This is a genomic window from Arthrobacter sp. H14, from assembly GCF_000520495.1.
Lineage (GTDB): Bacteria > Actinomycetota > Actinomycetes > Actinomycetales > Micrococcaceae > Arthrobacter_C.
This window is the reverse complement of record NZ_KI914706.1, coordinates 69,143-83,494: the sequence shown is the minus strand read 5'-3', so window position 1 is coordinate 83,494 and position 14,352 is coordinate 69,143. Positions and strand designations below refer to the sequence as shown.

Below are 14,352 nucleotides of genomic sequence, written 5' to 3'. Positions count from 1 at the left end.
AATGCCGAGCCGGTCATACTGACGCAGCGTCTGGGGGTGCATTTCCGCCAGTTCAGCGGCTACGGAGATCACAAAGAGCGGCGCATTCACGTCCAGTCCCATCATGTCCTCCTTGTCCGGGAATCTACTTTGGATCCCCGTCCCGGCCACTCCGGACCGGGGATTCGAATTACAACTTTGCCTTCTCCTTCAGTGCTCCACGCGGATCACCGTCGGAGGTTGCTTCCGCGAAGGCGGCCACCGCTGCTTCGGCGTCCTTGGACAACCGCTGGGGCACCACAACATCGATGGTCACGAGCAGGTCGCCGGTGCCCTTCGACGTCGAAACACCCTTGCCTTTGACCCGCAGTGTGCGGCCGGACGGCGTACCGGCAGGAACCTTGACCCTGACGGTGTCACCGGTCAGCGTCGGAACGGAAATCTGGGCGCCCATGGCGGCCTCCGGGAATGTCACCGGAACGTGGATACGGATGTTGTCACCCTCGCGGACGAAAAATTCGTGTGCCTTGACACTGACTGCCACCACCAGGTCCCCGTTTCCGGCGGGCCCGGGCTGGCCCTTGCCGCGGACGCGGATCTTCTGGCCATCCTTGACGCCAGCCGGGATACGGACCTGTGTCACGTCGCCGCGGGAGTTACGAAGACCGATCGTCGTGCCCTTGATCGAACCGCCAAAGGAGATCGACGTATTCGCGGTGAGGTCAGCGCCCTTCGTTGGCGGCGGCTGGAATCCGCCGCCTCCTCCGCCGAACAGGTCGGCGAATTCCGGCGGCAGCCCCGAAGTGTCGAATCCGCCTGTTGAGTAACGGCTGCGGCCGCGCCGGCCGCCACCCTGGTTGAACATCCCGCCGAATACGTCCTCGAACCCTGCACCGCCGCTCGCGCCACCGGACCCGCCGGACGTGAAGCGGGCCCCGGAACCCATGGCGTGGATGGCGTCGTACTGTTCGCGCTGTTCGTCATCGGACAGCACAGAGTATGCCTCGCTGATGTTCTTAAAAGTCGTTTCCGCCGCAGCATTTCCCGGATTCTGGTCGGGGTGGTGCGTGCGCGCCAGCTTGCGGTAGGCCTTCTTGATGTCGGCCTGCGTGGCGTCCTTGGAGACACCGAGGACCTTGTAGAAGTCTTTGTCGATCCAATCCTGACTGGCCGCCATGGCGCCTCCTCTCAATCAAAATATGTAGTGTCCCGGGGTCTGGAAACCATCGTATGTGGTTCCCAGACCCCGGAGCTTGTTCACTGCTGTTTACCCTGTGTCGGAAGGTTACTCCGGTACGGAGACGCCCACCTGCGCAGCACGCAGGATCCGGTCACCGGACTTGTAGCCGGCACGGAGAACGTGGCTGACCGTCTCGACCTCAACATCCGTGCTCGGCTGCTGGAGCAGCGCTTCGTGGACGTTCGGGTCGAATTCGACGCCAACTTCACCGTAACGGACCAGCCCATGCTGGCTCAGGACCGCATCAAGCTTGTTCGAGATCGAAGCGAACGGGCTGCCATCGAGGTCGCCATGCTGACGGGCTGCCTCAATGTCGTCGAGGACAGGCAACAGGGAGTTGAGCACCGAGACGACTGCCATCTCGCGGGCAACATCCCGGTCCCGTTCCACCCTGCGGCGGTAGTTGACGTATTCCGCCTGCAACCGCTGCAGGTCCACGAGCCGCTCGGCTGCCAGAACCTCCGACTCGGACTTGGAGGCTTCCTCGTCGAGGATGGCCTCGGCCTGGGCGAGGGCATCGCCCTCATCCACCTCCACGTCCCGGTCAGTTGAACCGGCACTGCCGACGTCGGAAGCATCGCTGTCGCTGGGATCCGAACCGTCGCCCGGTTCATCGACAACCTCGGCCTCAATGACCTCGTCTTCACCCGCGGGTGAGGGCACCTCCGCGCCCTCACCCCGGATGCCGGCGTCGTTCTCAGGGTCTTCCGGTGGGTCGACCTTGGGATCGTTGTTGTCAGCCATAACTACTTCTTCTGCTCTTCTTCGTCCACGATCTCAGCGTCGACGATGTCTTCATCGGATTGCGTCTGACCGTTCGGGTTGGTCTCGGCACCCTCGGCTCCGGCAGCGCTGTCAGCCGGCGCTCCGGCTTCTGCATCCTGCTGAGCCTGGGCGTAGATGGCCTCGCCGAGCTTGGTCTGCGAAGTCTGCAGCTTCTCAAACGCAGGCTTGACCGCGTCCTCATCATCGCCGGCGAGTGCTTCCTTGAGGGAGTCGACGTCGGCCTTGACTTCGGTCTTGACATCCTCCGGCAGCTTCTCGTCGTTCTCGGACAGCAACTTGTCCACGGAGTAGGCCAACTGCTCTGCGTTATTGCGGACGTCGGCCTTCTCGCGGCGCGCCTTGTCCTCTTCAGCGTGCTCCTCAGCCTCGCGCACCATCCGCTCGATGTCCTCCTTCGGCAGTGATGAACCGCCGGTGATGGTCATCGACTGCTCGGTGCCGGTGCCCTTGTCCTTCGCGGACACGTGCACAATACCGTTGGCATCGATGTCGAAGGTGACCTCGACCTGCGGAACTCCGCGCGGGGCCGGCGCAATACCGGTCAGCTCGAAGGTGCCCAGCGGCTTGTTATCCCGGGTGAACTCGCGCTCGCCCTGGAAAACCTGAATGGATACGGACGGCTGATTGTCATCCGCCGTCGTGAAGGTTTCACTGCGCTTGGTCGGGATCGCGGTGTTGCGTTCGATCAGCTTGGTCATCACACCGCCCTTGGTTTCAATACCCAGGGACAGCGGGGTGACGTCGATGAGCAGGATGTCCTTGCGGTCGCCCTTCAGCACACCGGCCTGCAGGGCGGCACCGACGGCGACAACCTCATCCGGGTTGACACCCTTGTTGGGCTCCTTACCGCCGGCCATCTCCTTGACCAATTCGGTCACGGCCGGCATACGGGTCGAACCGCCCACCATGACGATGTGGTCGATTTCGGAGACGGAGATTCCGGCTTCCTTGATGACGTCCTGGAACGGCTTCTTGGTCCGGTCCAGCAGATCCGAGGTCATGTCCTGGAACTTGGCGCGGGACAGCTGCTCGTCCAGGTGGACGGGCCCGTCCGGGGTGACCGAGAGGTACTGCAGCGAGATGTTGGTGTTCGTCGCCGAGGAGAGTTCCTTCTTGGCCTGCTCTGAAGCTTCGCGGAGGCGCTGCAGGGCAATCTTGTCCTTGGACAGGTCGACGCCGGTCTTGGACTTGGTCTGCTGCAGCAGGTAGTCCACGATGCGCTGATCCCAGTCGTCGCCGCCGAGGCGGTTGTCACCGGAAGTGGACTTCACCTGAATGGTGGAGAAGTCATCTTCATCCTTGCCGACTTCGAGCAGCGAAACGTCGAACGTACCGCCACCGAGGTCGAAGACCAGGATGAGCTCGTCTTCCTTGCCCTTGTCCAGGCCGTAGGCCAGGGCGGCTGCGGTTGGCTCGTTGACAATACGGAGCACGTTCAGTCCGGCAATCTCGCCGGCTTCCTTGGTGGCCTGACGCTCGGCGTCGTTGAAGTAGGCCGGAACGGTGACGACGGCGTCGGTCACCTTCTCGCCCAGGTAGGACTCGGCGTCGGTCTTCAGCTTCTGCAGCACACGCGCGGAGATTTCCTGCGCGGTGTAGGTCTTCTCGTCGATCTTGACGTTCCAGTCAGTGCCCATGTGGCGCTTGACGGATGCAATGGTCCGATCGATGTTGTTGACGGCCTGGCGCTTGGCGATTTCGCCAACCAGAACTTCGCCGGCCTTCGAGAATGCGACAACGGACGGCGTCGTGCGTGCGCCCTCAGCGTTGGCGATAACGGTGGGCTCGCCACCTTCAAGTACGGAGACGACGGAGTTGGTCGTTCCGAGGTCGATACCTACTGCACGTGACATGTGTGTTCCTTTCGCGTAAGACGCTGGTTGAGCGTTCTGCACTCAAGTTTGCCACACTGAGTTCAGATGTCAAGTAGAGTTGAGTCATATCGACTCAACTCTCTCGAAATTCCGCCCACATACTGGCTGGCGGCGCTGCGGGACAAGTGCCCCGCGATACAGATTCTGAAACACTACGACTCATTCGCTTCCACCGTGCCATCAGGCCGGAGTAGCGTGCCGGATATGAGCGAAGACGTCTATTCCCATGGCCACCATGAAAGCGTGGTCCGGTCCCACGCCCTGCGCACTGCCGCAGACTCGGCAGCCTACCTGCTTCCGCACCTTATCCCGGGGCGCAGCGTGCTCGACGTCGGCAGCGGGCCAGGCAGCATTACCGCAGACTTCGCTGAAATTGTCTCCCCGGGCAGGGTCACCGGCGTCGACCGGGAAGCCAACGTCATCGCCCACGCCTCTGAACTTGCCGCTTCCCGCGGACTCGACAACCTGGACTTCCGCACCGGGGATATCTACAACCTGGAGTACGACGACGACACGTTCGATGTCGTCCACGCTCACCAGATACTGCACCACCTGACGGATCCGGTCGCGGCATTGAAGGAGATGCGCCGCGTCGCCAACGACGGCGGGATTATCGCCGTCCGCGAAGGAGACTACGGAGCCATGAACTGGTATCCGGAGGCGCCGGCGTTGCGCGACTGGATGGATCTGTACCAGAAAATCGCCCGCGGAAACGGAGCCGAGCCCAATGCAGGACGGCGGCTGCTGAACTGGGCACGGCAGGCCGGACTTACCGACATCGTCCCTTCAGCCACCACCTGGGTCTACGCGGCGGAACCGGAACGGTCCAGGTTCGCTGACTCCTGGGCTGAACGGATTCTGCATTCATCGTTCGCGGAACAGGCGCTCGAGCGTGGCCTGGCCAACCAGTCGGACCTGGAGCGCATAGCCGAAGGGTTCCGGGAATGGGGCCAGGATCCTGACGGCTGGTTCGTGATGATCCATGCCGAGATCCTGGCCAGCGTGCAGTCCTGACTTACCCACTCCAGTATTGAGGGAATTTCGCAACCTCCGTGGTCGTTTTTAAACCGAGTGGCAATGCCGGCGCGCTCATGCGCGTGAATTGAGACACATCGGCCCCAAGACCCTTCGATATCCTCGCGGTCCATAAAGCAGTGCTATAAACTGCGTAATCAGGGGACGCAAGTGGGGGACGTCTACGTACAGGAGAGAATTGTGCTCGATCGGACGGATACCCGCGTTGCCTCTGCGGTGCGCGTAGCACCCGATGGGCGTCGATCGACTGCTCCCGTCTCTAAATTTACCGCTTTGGCAGGACTACTGACCTCCCTGCCGGTTCTGGTCTCCCTGCTGATCTTTATCACCGTGCTGGCGAGCGGGCCGCTGCATGGCCTGGACCGGGCGCTTAATCAGCCTTGGTCGGAAATGATCTTTCCGGAATGGCGCTCCTTCGTCGACGACGTCATCGATCCCATCGCCAGCCAGGCCGTGGTCATCCCGCTGCTGGCCGTAACCGCCATCGTGCTCTCTGTCCGCCGCCACACCTGGCGCCCTCTGATGATTGCCACAATCACCGAAATAGGCGTCGTCGGCATGGTCGGTGCCATGAAAGTCATCATTGCCCGGCCCTCCCCCGTTTTGGAGGACCCCTCCTTTTTCCACGGCGGCATCTTCAACCACGGCGGCTACGGCATCATTTATCCGTCCGGCCACGCGGCTCAGTCCGTTGCCCTGTACGGAATAATCGTCTTCCTGCTCAGCCGGTACACCGCCACCACCAGGAAAACCTTGACCCTGCTTTCGGTCGGCGTCGCCGTCATCGCAGCCCTGACTATGGTCAGCTCGATTTACCTCGGTTGGCACTGGAGCACCGATCTCGTCGCCGGTTTCCTGACCGGTGGAATCGTCCTTCGGGCCGTCATCTACATCCACGACATGTTCCCGGAACGGCCCCGCCCGGCCTCTCCTGACAGCTACTCGCTGCGCCAAGGCGCCTACCGGTTATCGTCCCGCCCGACACAGGCTCCGGCTCCGGCTCCGGCCATGATGCGCGGGTTCGAGGTTCGAGACCCCGCGCGGCGCACCGCCAGATAGTTCCTCACCGCGGCGATCCTGTGGGCGCCCGCTTGCTAGTGTGAGCGCATGGATGCGGTGCAGGAAGAGTACGACGTCGTCATTGTCGGTGGTGGGCACAATGGCCTGGTCGCGGCAACTTATCTGGCGAAAACCGGCAAGTCGGTGCTGCTGCTCGAACGCCAGGACCACATCGGCGGAGCCACCGTTTCGGCCCAGGCCTTCCCCGGCGTCGACGCGCGGTTGTCGCGTTATTCATATCTCATCAGCTTGCTCCCCCGACAGATCATTGCGGACCTGGACCTCGACCTGGAGCTGATCCGGCGCCGCTACTCCTCCTACACCCCGCTTCCCGGCACCACCCAAGGGTTGTTGGTGGACAATAACGACGACGGCATTACGGCGGCCTCCTTCGCCGCCATCGGTGCCGGGGCCGACGTCGACGGTTTCAGCCAGCTCTACGAACGGACAGGGAAGCTGGCACGGAGGCTATGGCCGACCATGATGAAGCCGCTGCTGCGCCGGTCCGAAGCCAGGGACCTCGTCGGCGATGACCAGTTATGGGACGACTTCATGGAACGGCCCATTGGTGAGGTCATTGAACGGTCGGTGCAGAACGACCTGGTGCGGGGCGTGGTCCTCACCGATGGGCTGATCAGCACTTACGCCCGGGCGCACGAGCCGGACCTGAGCCAGAACAGGTGCTTTTTCTACCACGTGACCGGCGGCGGAACCGGCGACTGGGACGTACCCGTCGGCGGAATGGGCGCCCTCACCGATGCCCTGGCGCGGGCGGCAGATGCTGCTGCTGTCCAGATGTTCACCGGCGCGGAAGTCACACATGTTTCGCCCGACGGACAGGTCCGGTATGAGCTGGATGGGAAGTCCCGGAGCCTGCAGGCGGGCCGGGTGCTCTCCAACGCGGCCCCTGCTGTCCTGGAGCGGCTTCTCGGTAACGGCCAGGGAACACAACCCTCGCCGCCTTCCCGACCAGAGCCGGAAGGCGCCCAGGCCAAGGTCAACCTCCTGCTCTCCCGGCTGCCCAAGCTGAAGGATCCCGGCGTCGCACCCGAAGCTGCCTTTGGTGGAACCTTCCACATCAACGAGCTCTACAGCCAGCTCGAGACGGCTTACGAACAGGCCGGGACCGGACAGATTCCGGATCCACTGCCGGCGGAAATCTACTGCCATTCGCTGGCAGACCCTTCCATTCTGTCCCCGGAACTCCGCGGAACCGGCGCACACACCTTGACCGTTTTCACTCTGCACACGCCGCATCGGCTGCTGACCGAGGAGAACAACGAGCGGATGCGCTCCGAACTGCAGGCGGCGACGCTGGCTTCCCTAAACACTGTCCTGGCGGAACCCATCGAGGACTGCCTGCTCCGCGACAGCGACGGCGGACTTTGCGTGGAAACCAAGACAACGCTGGACCTCGAACACACGCTCAACATGCCTGGCGGAAACATCTTCCACGGTCCGCTGTCCTGGCCGTTCGTCGAGGACGACGCTCCATTGGACACTGCGGCCCAGCGCTGGGGAGTCGCCACCGGGCACGACCGGATTCTGCTGTGCGGCGCAGGGTCGCAACGCGGCGGCGGGGTCAGCGGGCTGGGCGGCTACAGCGCCGCCATGGCCGTATTGGAGGACGACGCCGCTGGGTAGACTTGGGCGCATGTTCCGCATCATCACCGTCTGCACAGGTAATATCTGCCGCTCCCCGATGGCCGAGCTGATGCTCATCCGGGCACTCGAGGAGGCCGGTCTCTCCGACTCGGCGACCGTCGATTCCGCCGGAACCACCGATTACGAGGTTGGCCGGCCGATCGACCGCAGGGCCTCCCGGAAGCTGGAACTGCAGGGCATCACCAGCACAACACATCGTGCGCGCCGGTTCGAGGACAATTGGTTCCGGGATCGCGACCTGATTCTGGCACTCAACTACGACCACTATGAAGACCTGCGCGCTCTGGCCCCCGATGACGAGGGCAGAACCAAGGTCCGGATGCTCCGGGACTTCGACCCCGACATGGCCCGGCGAGACCCCTCCGAGCAGGGAATCGAGGACCCTTGGTACGGCGACGAGTCCGGTTTCGATAACAGCTGGGACCTGATCCAGGCGGCCGTTCCGGGCATCGTCCGGCACGTCCAGCAGGTCCTCGATGAACGCCGGTAAATCTCCGCGCCCACTGATCATCGCCATCGATGGGCGGTCCGGGGCAGGTAAAACGACTTTGGCGGTGGAACTGGCGGCCAGGTTGCGCGAGTATCACAGCGTCTCGCTCTTCCACCTCGAAGATATATACCCCGGATGGGATGGGCTGCTCGCCGGGCTGGAAACATACCGGAAAGCGGTTTTGACTCCGTTGAGCCGGGGCGAGGACGCGCACTGGAGTCCGTGGGACTGGGAGACGGGAGCCGACGGGCCGGTCCGCTGTACCCGTGCTGCCGAGATCATCGTGGTGGAAGGCGTCGGCGCGGCGCACCAGCACGCACACGCGCTGGTCGACGTCGTCATCTGGCTGGAGGCTCCCGACGCCGACCGGAAGCAACGTGCGCTGGCCCGGGATGGGGAACTTTTCGCGCCCTATTGGGACCAGTGGGCGGAGCAGGAAGCTGCCCTGCTGGAACTCGACGACGTCGCTTCCGCAGCCGATTTGGTGGTTCAGGGCCCCGGCGATGACATGGTCCGCGAACAGGTGGTGGCTGCTCTGGTGGCACTTCCACAAACGGAGGCGCTGCTGCTGCCCGAACGCACACGCTGGAACAGCGTCTCCCTGCGGATGCAGCGTCTTGATCTGTTTCCCGATGCCGCCCTGTGCTTCTCAGTACTATATGCCGGGAATCCCAGGACGGTTTGGCTGGACAGCTCCGACGCCGGCAGCCGGCACACCTCCAGCAGGTTCAGCATCATGGCCGACGACGGCGGCAGTTACGGCAGGTCTGCAATGCACAGTTCGGGCCTGACCGAGGTCCGTTCCGGAGCGGTCTCCAGCCGCATCCGGGGTCCGTTCTTCCGCTGGCTGGATTCCGTTTGGGGACACGGAACCCTTGCCGTACCGGACGGTTACCCGGGCGGATTCGCCCTCGGCTGGCTCGGCTGCCTGGGGTATGAACTCAAGCGCGAAACCGGCGGGGCCGACATCGAAAGCAGCACCCCTGATGCGGCACTGATCTTCGCTGGCCGGTGCCTCGTTTTCGACCATGCCCAGAGGTGCATATATCTGCTGGCGCTCGAAGACGAGTCGACGCAAATGGAAGCGGCGGAGTGGCTTCGCCAAACGGCTGAACGGATCACGCACCTGCCCGCGGCAGCGGAAGAGGTCTCCTCTGGGCCCGGCGCTCCACTGGCTCGGGCCATGGCTCCCTTGGCCCGGAATCCGGCCCCATTGGCTGGGAATCCTGCCCTGCGGTTCGAGGTCAGGAACGCACGGGCGGACTATCTTGACCTTATCGACGCGGCGCGGAAGCAGATCGCCGAGGGCAACTCTTATGAAATCTGCCTAACCACACGGCTGGATTGCCGCCCTGTCCGCCCTGTCGATCCGTGGCACACTTACCTCGACCTGCGCCGGCGAAGTCCCGCGCCGTTTGCCGCCTACCTCCAACTGGACGGGCTCATCGTGGCCAGCACCTCTCCGGAGCGGTTCCTGCGCATCGGCGCTGACGGATCCCTGCGGGCCGAACCGATTAAGGGCACACGGCGCCGGGACCCGGATCCCGACCGCGACGCCGCCCTCCGTGAAGAGCTGTCCAGCTCCCTGAAGGACCGGGCGGAGAACATCATGATTGTGGATCTGCTCCGTAACGATCTCTCGCACTTCGCCGTGCCGGATTCGCTGCGGGTTTCGCGATTATGCGCGGTGGAAAGCTATGCAACCGTGCATCAGCTGGTCAGCACCATCGATGCCAGATTGCGTCCCGGCGCCGACCGGGCCGCCGCCGTCGCCGCAGCTTTTCCGGCCGGCTCCATGACGGGGGCTCCCAAAATCAGCACGATGGCAATCCTGGACGACTTGGAAGAGCAACCCCGCGGTATCTATTCGGGCGCACTCGGCTACTTCTCCCTGAACGGCGCCGCTGATCTGTCGGTGGTGATCCGTAGTCTGGTGATCGAGGATGGCGCTGATGGCCAACGGCTGTCCCTCGGAGTCGGTGGAGCGATCACGGCCGACTCGGATCCCGAGGCGGAATGGGAGGAAGTGCAGACGAAGGCCTACGGCGTCCTGTCCGCACTCGGTGCCGGTTTTCCGCCGGACGCAAATTTAGGAGGACAAGCATGAAAGCAGTGATCAGCGGCGCTGGAATTGCCGGTCTGTCCAATGCCCGGTTCCTTGCCGGCGCCGGCTGGGACGTCGTCGTACTTGAGCGCGCCCCGGCCCGGCGGCGCGAGGGGTACATGATGGACTTCTTCGGTCCCGGTTTCGAGGCAGCGGAAGCGCTCGGACTGATACCGCGGCTGCGCGAACTGGCGTACCCCATCGACAGGGTCGCTTATATCGACAAACGCGGGCGGGCCCGGGCCACCTTGAGCTATGAACGGTTCTCCCGCATGGTCGACGGCAGGCTGCTGAGCATCATGCGCCCCGATCTGGAGCTGGCCCTGCTGGAATCCCTGCCTGGGGACGTACAACTGCGCTACTCGACGACGATTGACACACTCCGGAACAACGACGACGGCGTCAGCCTCACCCTCAGCGACGGCACGGAAGAGGAAGCCGACCTGCTGATCAGTGCCGAGGGAATCCATTCGGAGCTGCGGTCCCGGATCTTCGGACCGGAAGAAGACTATCTGCGCTACCTCGGCTACCACACGGCCGCCTTCATCTTTCATGATCCGGCCCTGCATGCGGAAACCGGTGCCCGGTTTTCCCTGACCGACACCATCGACCGGCAGGCGGGCATCTACGGTCTGCGTGGCGGTGACGTCGCGATCTTCACCGTCCACCGGGCGAATGACCGCCGGCTGCCCAACAATCCGCGCGGGGAACTCCGGCGACGTTATGCACAGCTTGGCTGGTTCATGCCGCGGGCATTGGAGCAGTGCCCACCGGAGGTCTACTACGACCAGGTCGCGCAGATCATCATGCCGCAATGGCACAGCGGCCGGGTGGTCCTGGCGGGGGACGCTGCGCATGCCGTCTCCCTGCTGGCCGGGCAGGGTGCGTCCCTGGCCGTGGCCGGCGCGCAGGAACTGGCACGGGAACTGGCCTCGGCCGCCGACATCAGCACCGGTCTGGACAATTATGAGAAGAACTGGCGCCCACGCCTCGAGGTGCATCAGCAGGCCGGACGCCGCGCAGCCTCCTGGTTTGTCCCCTCGAATCCCCTCTGGCTCGGAGTCCGCCGTCTCGTGCTGCGGTTGATGGCCGTTCCCGGGGCGGACCGCTTCTTCAGTGGCCGGTTGGTGGGCAAGACCGGCGCTAAGGTGAAACCATGACTGTTCTGGTTTTCCTGGACCCCGGTTCCGAACATGGCAGGATCGCCGATGCCACCCGGCCACAGCTGATGGCCACGGATCTGGGAGCAACCCGCGGCGACGGCATATTCGAGTCCCTGCTGGTCATCCACGGCACGCCCCGGAAACTGCAGGCGCATCTGGACCGGCTGGACGTCTCCGCCCGGGCGATGCACCTGGATATCCCTGATCAGCACGCCTGGCGGCGGGCGATCACCACTGCACTCACCGAATTCGCGGCCACCGAGCAGGCAGACGCCCCGGAGGTTGTGCTGAAGCTGATCACCACCCGCGGTGCCGAAGGAGCCGCTGCTCCGACGTCGTGGGTCAGCGCCTTCCTGCCGCCGGCCACCTCGCAGGCACAGCGCGAAACCGGCATTGCCGTGCTGCTGCTTGACCGCGGTTATGACAGCACGATTGCCGAACGTGCCCCGTGGCTGCTGCAGGGCGCCAAAACGCTGTCCTACGCGGTGAACATGGCCGCCATCCGTTACGCGAAAGACCAGGGCGCCGACGACGTCATCTTCACCAGTTCGGATGGAAAGGTCCTTGAGGGCCCCACCTCCACGGTGTTGATCGCACGCCAGCGCGAAGGCGTGAAGGAGCTGCTCACCCCGCGGCGCGACAGCGGCATCCTGCCCGGCACGACCCAGGGCGCGCTATTCTCAGCCGCCGAAGAAGCCGGCTGGAAACTCGGTTATGGGCCGCTCGAGCCGGATGACTTGAAAACAGCCGACGCCGTCTGGCTCATTTCCAGCATCCGGCTCCTCGCACCGGTCAACAGCATCGATGGCAATCCCATATCGACGTCGCCCGCCCTGACGTTCGAGCTGACGACCCTGCTGGAGAACATCGTCTAGAAAATCGGGTTCCAAGTACCCAGGACCACGGCGGCGCCCACGGCGAGCGCGGTGATCACGGCCGCTCCGCACAGCACCCACAGGTCGAGAATGCTGTAGCGCGATTCGCGTGCCCACGTCCGTTCCGCTCCCCCGAATCCGCGCGCCTCCATGGTCATGGCAAGCCGCGTCGCCCGTCGGATGGCCTGGACCAGCAGCGCCAGCGCCTGCCCCAGCGAAGCTTTGAACCGTCCGGCGTAACCGCCATTCGACCCGACCCCGCGTGCGCGGCGCGCCATACCAAGGGTGTGCCACTCCTCGAGCAGCAATCCGACCAGCCGCATCGCCGCCAGTGCCCCGAGCACGAACCGGTGCGGCAGCCTCAGCTTCTGTGCCAGCCCGTCCGCCAGATCGGTGGGATCTGTGCTGGCGAGGACAATGATGCCCGGAAGCGCGATGGCAAGACCACGCAGCATGATGGCAATACCGGCCTGCAGCGATCCCTCGCTGAAGGTGATAATGCCCCAGTCCACAACGACCGCACCGCTGTCTTCAGCCAGCAGGGCGGTTCCGTAGCCGCCGACCAGCGCGGCAAACAGGATCGGCCAGCCGCGCGACAGCAATACCCGCAGGCTCAATCCCGCCAGCGGCAGCAACGCCAGCTCGCAGACCAGCGCGATCGTCGCCGAAACCCAGTCCACAGTCAGCACCAGCGCGATCGTGATCAGGAACGCCGCCGCGAGCTTGGAAACCGGGTTGGCACGCGACAATAGTGCGGTGCTCCGGGCCGGCGCCATGACGTCAGTGCTCATGTGCACCCAGTCCCCTCGCAGTTGCAGGCTGCCCCGAGTCACCTGTTTCTCCATCCGGAGCCAGGTGCAACCGGGCGCCGCCCAGAACCTCAGTGAAATCCTCATCATGGGTCACTGAGACGACGGCGGTGCCCTCATCCAGCAGCCCGGAGAGCAGGCTGGCAAGCTCCGCCCACGTATTGGCATCCTGTCCAAAGGTCGGTTCATCGAGCACCAGCACATCCGGCCTCGACGCCAGAACCGTGGCCACTGACAACCGCCGCTTTTCCCCACCGGAGAGCGTGAAGGGATTCGCCTCCGCCAGCCGGGTCAGCCGCAGCCGCTCCAGCAGCTCGCTCACGCGCTCGTCGGCATCGACACCGCCCTCGAGTTGCCGCGGCCCGAAAGCCAATTCGTCATAAACCCTATTGGTCACGAACTGGTGCTCCGGCTCCTGGAATACGGTACCGATCCGTGAAATCAGGTTCTTCGAGTGCCAGCGGAAGGGACTGGATTCCACGCCGCGTGCCAAGGCTGGATGCGCCTTCACGGCACCACCTGCCGCCGGCAAGAGTCCGGCCAAGGTGAGCGCAAGAGTCGATTTTCCCGCTCCGTTCGGGCCCGTAATGCTCAACGCCTTGCCCGCGGAAACGTCGAGGTCAATGCCGGAAGCGGCAGGCCGGGCCGGACGCCGTCGTCGTGCCTGCTCCCTTGAAACCGTCAAGTCCACCGCCGACAGCAGCTGTTCACCCGAACCGGAATCGTGCCGGGGACGGGTCAGCGGCCGGTGCCCGGGAACCCATACGCCGGCATCCAGCAATGACTGCCGGGCCCGGCCCAGAACCGCACCGGGAGCGCCATCGGCCAACACTCCTCCGCCCGGGTCGAGGACAATAATCCGGTCCACCACATCGGCCCAGACCGCAACCCGGTGCTCGACAACCACCAACGTTGCACCGGTTTCCTGCACCGACCGCAGAACGGCGTCGCGGACATCAAGCACGCCGCCCGGGTCGAGGTTCGCCGTCGGCTCATCCAACAGCAGCAGGCCCGGCTGCATCGCCAGGATGCCGGCCAGCGCAAGCCGCTGCTTCTGCCCGCCGGACAGGGCCGACGTCGGACGGTCCAGCGGCAGGTTGAGGCCGACCGCTTCGAGTGCCCGGTGCACGCGGTTCCAGATCTCATCCCGCGGCACCGACAGGTTCTCAGCGCCGAATGCGACGTCATCACCGACCCGCGAGAGGACCACCTGTGAATCCGGGTCCTGCTGCACCAGGCCTGCCCTGCCCCGCAGGCCTGCCGCCGGCTCGCC

At 64.2% G+C, this 14,352-nt stretch carries 11 protein-coding genes and 2 pseudogenes; 7 read left to right on the top strand and 6 right to left on the bottom strand.

The genetic code is table 11. The annotated features are described in order from the left end of the window. The 4 genes and pseudogenes from Y707_RS31085 to dnaK all read right to left on the bottom strand — a co-directional run. A pseudogene (locus Y707_RS31085) lies at positions 1-102 on the bottom strand (heat shock protein transcriptional repressor HspR); the annotation flags it as partial. Between the two features lie 67 nt (positions 103-169). Then, positions 170-1,156, bottom strand: a complete 987-nt coding sequence (locus Y707_RS0121865) for a DnaJ C-terminal domain-containing protein (protein ID WP_173401474.1) — start codon at positions 1,154-1,156, stop codon at positions 170-172. Between the two features lie 108 nt (positions 1,157-1,264). Further along, complete coding sequence (locus Y707_RS28500; RefSeq protein ID WP_051442304.1) at positions 1,265-1,963, bottom strand: nucleotide exchange factor GrpE; 699 nt, start codon at positions 1,961-1,963, stop codon at positions 1,265-1,267. Between the two features lie 2 nt (positions 1,964-1,965). After that, positions 1,966-3,858: a molecular chaperone DnaK gene (dnaK, locus tag Y707_RS0121855; protein ID WP_026536615.1), complete on the bottom strand. Its 1,893-nt coding sequence runs from the start codon at positions 3,856-3,858 to the stop codon at positions 1,966-1,968. Between the two features lie 225 nt (positions 3,859-4,083). Between dnaK and Y707_RS0121850 the strand changes: the two genes are divergently transcribed. The 7 genes from Y707_RS0121850 to Y707_RS0121820 all read left to right on the top strand — a co-directional run bounded on the left by Y707_RS0121850 (position 4,084) and on the right by Y707_RS0121820 (position 12,270). Then, positions 4,084-4,893 carry a methyltransferase domain-containing protein gene (locus Y707_RS0121850; RefSeq protein ID WP_026536614.1) on the top strand — a complete coding sequence of 270 codons (810 nt, stop codon included), beginning with the start codon at positions 4,084-4,086 and terminating at the stop codon, positions 4,891-4,893. Positions 4,894-5,187: 294 nt separating this feature from the next. Next, entirely contained in the window at positions 5,188-5,973 is a 786-nt protein-coding gene (locus Y707_RS28495) for a phosphatase PAP2 family protein (protein WP_051442303.1), read from the top strand. A 48-nt stretch (positions 5,974-6,021) separates the two neighbouring features. Further along, positions 6,022-7,617 (top strand): phytoene desaturase family protein, encoded by a 1,596-nt coding sequence (locus Y707_RS0121840; protein WP_026536613.1) that lies wholly within the window; start codon positions 6,022-6,024, stop codon positions 7,615-7,617. A 10-nt stretch (positions 7,618-7,627) separates the two neighbouring features. Then, the gene (locus Y707_RS0121835) at positions 7,628-8,128 is read left to right on the top strand and encodes a low molecular weight protein-tyrosine-phosphatase (RefSeq protein ID WP_026536612.1); all 501 of its coding nucleotides are present in this window, start codon (positions 7,628-7,630) and stop codon (positions 8,126-8,128) included. After that, complete coding sequence (gene pabB / locus Y707_RS0121830) at positions 8,115-10,235, top strand: aminodeoxychorismate synthase component I (protein WP_026536611.1); 2,121 nt, start codon at positions 8,115-8,117, stop codon at positions 10,233-10,235. The genes Y707_RS0121835 and pabB overlap by 14 nt, the downstream gene beginning before the upstream one ends. Continuing rightward, positions 10,232-11,392 carry an FAD-dependent monooxygenase gene (locus tag Y707_RS0121825; protein ID WP_026536610.1) on the top strand — a complete coding sequence of 387 codons (1,161 nt, stop codon included), beginning with the start codon at positions 10,232-10,234 and terminating at the stop codon, positions 11,390-11,392. The genes pabB and Y707_RS0121825 overlap by 4 nt, the downstream gene beginning before the upstream one ends. Beyond that, on the top strand, positions 11,389-12,270 hold the full coding sequence (locus Y707_RS0121820) for an aminodeoxychorismate lyase (protein WP_026536609.1): 882 nt from the start codon (positions 11,389-11,391) through the stop codon (positions 12,268-12,270). The genes Y707_RS0121825 and Y707_RS0121820 overlap by 4 nt, the downstream gene beginning before the upstream one ends. Here Y707_RS0121820 and Y707_RS0121815 read toward each other — a convergent pair. Further along, positions 12,267-13,061: an energy-coupling factor transporter transmembrane component T family protein gene (locus Y707_RS0121815; RefSeq protein WP_253905299.1), complete on the bottom strand. Its 795-nt coding sequence runs from the start codon at positions 13,059-13,061 to the stop codon at positions 12,267-12,269. The two genes, Y707_RS0121820 and Y707_RS0121815, sit on opposite strands and share 4 nt — an antisense overlap. Further along, positions 13,051-14,352 (bottom strand): annotated as a pseudogene (locus Y707_RS28490) (ATP-binding cassette domain-containing protein); the annotation flags it as partial. The pseudogene Y707_RS28490 and the gene Y707_RS0121815, both read right to left, overlap by 11 nt.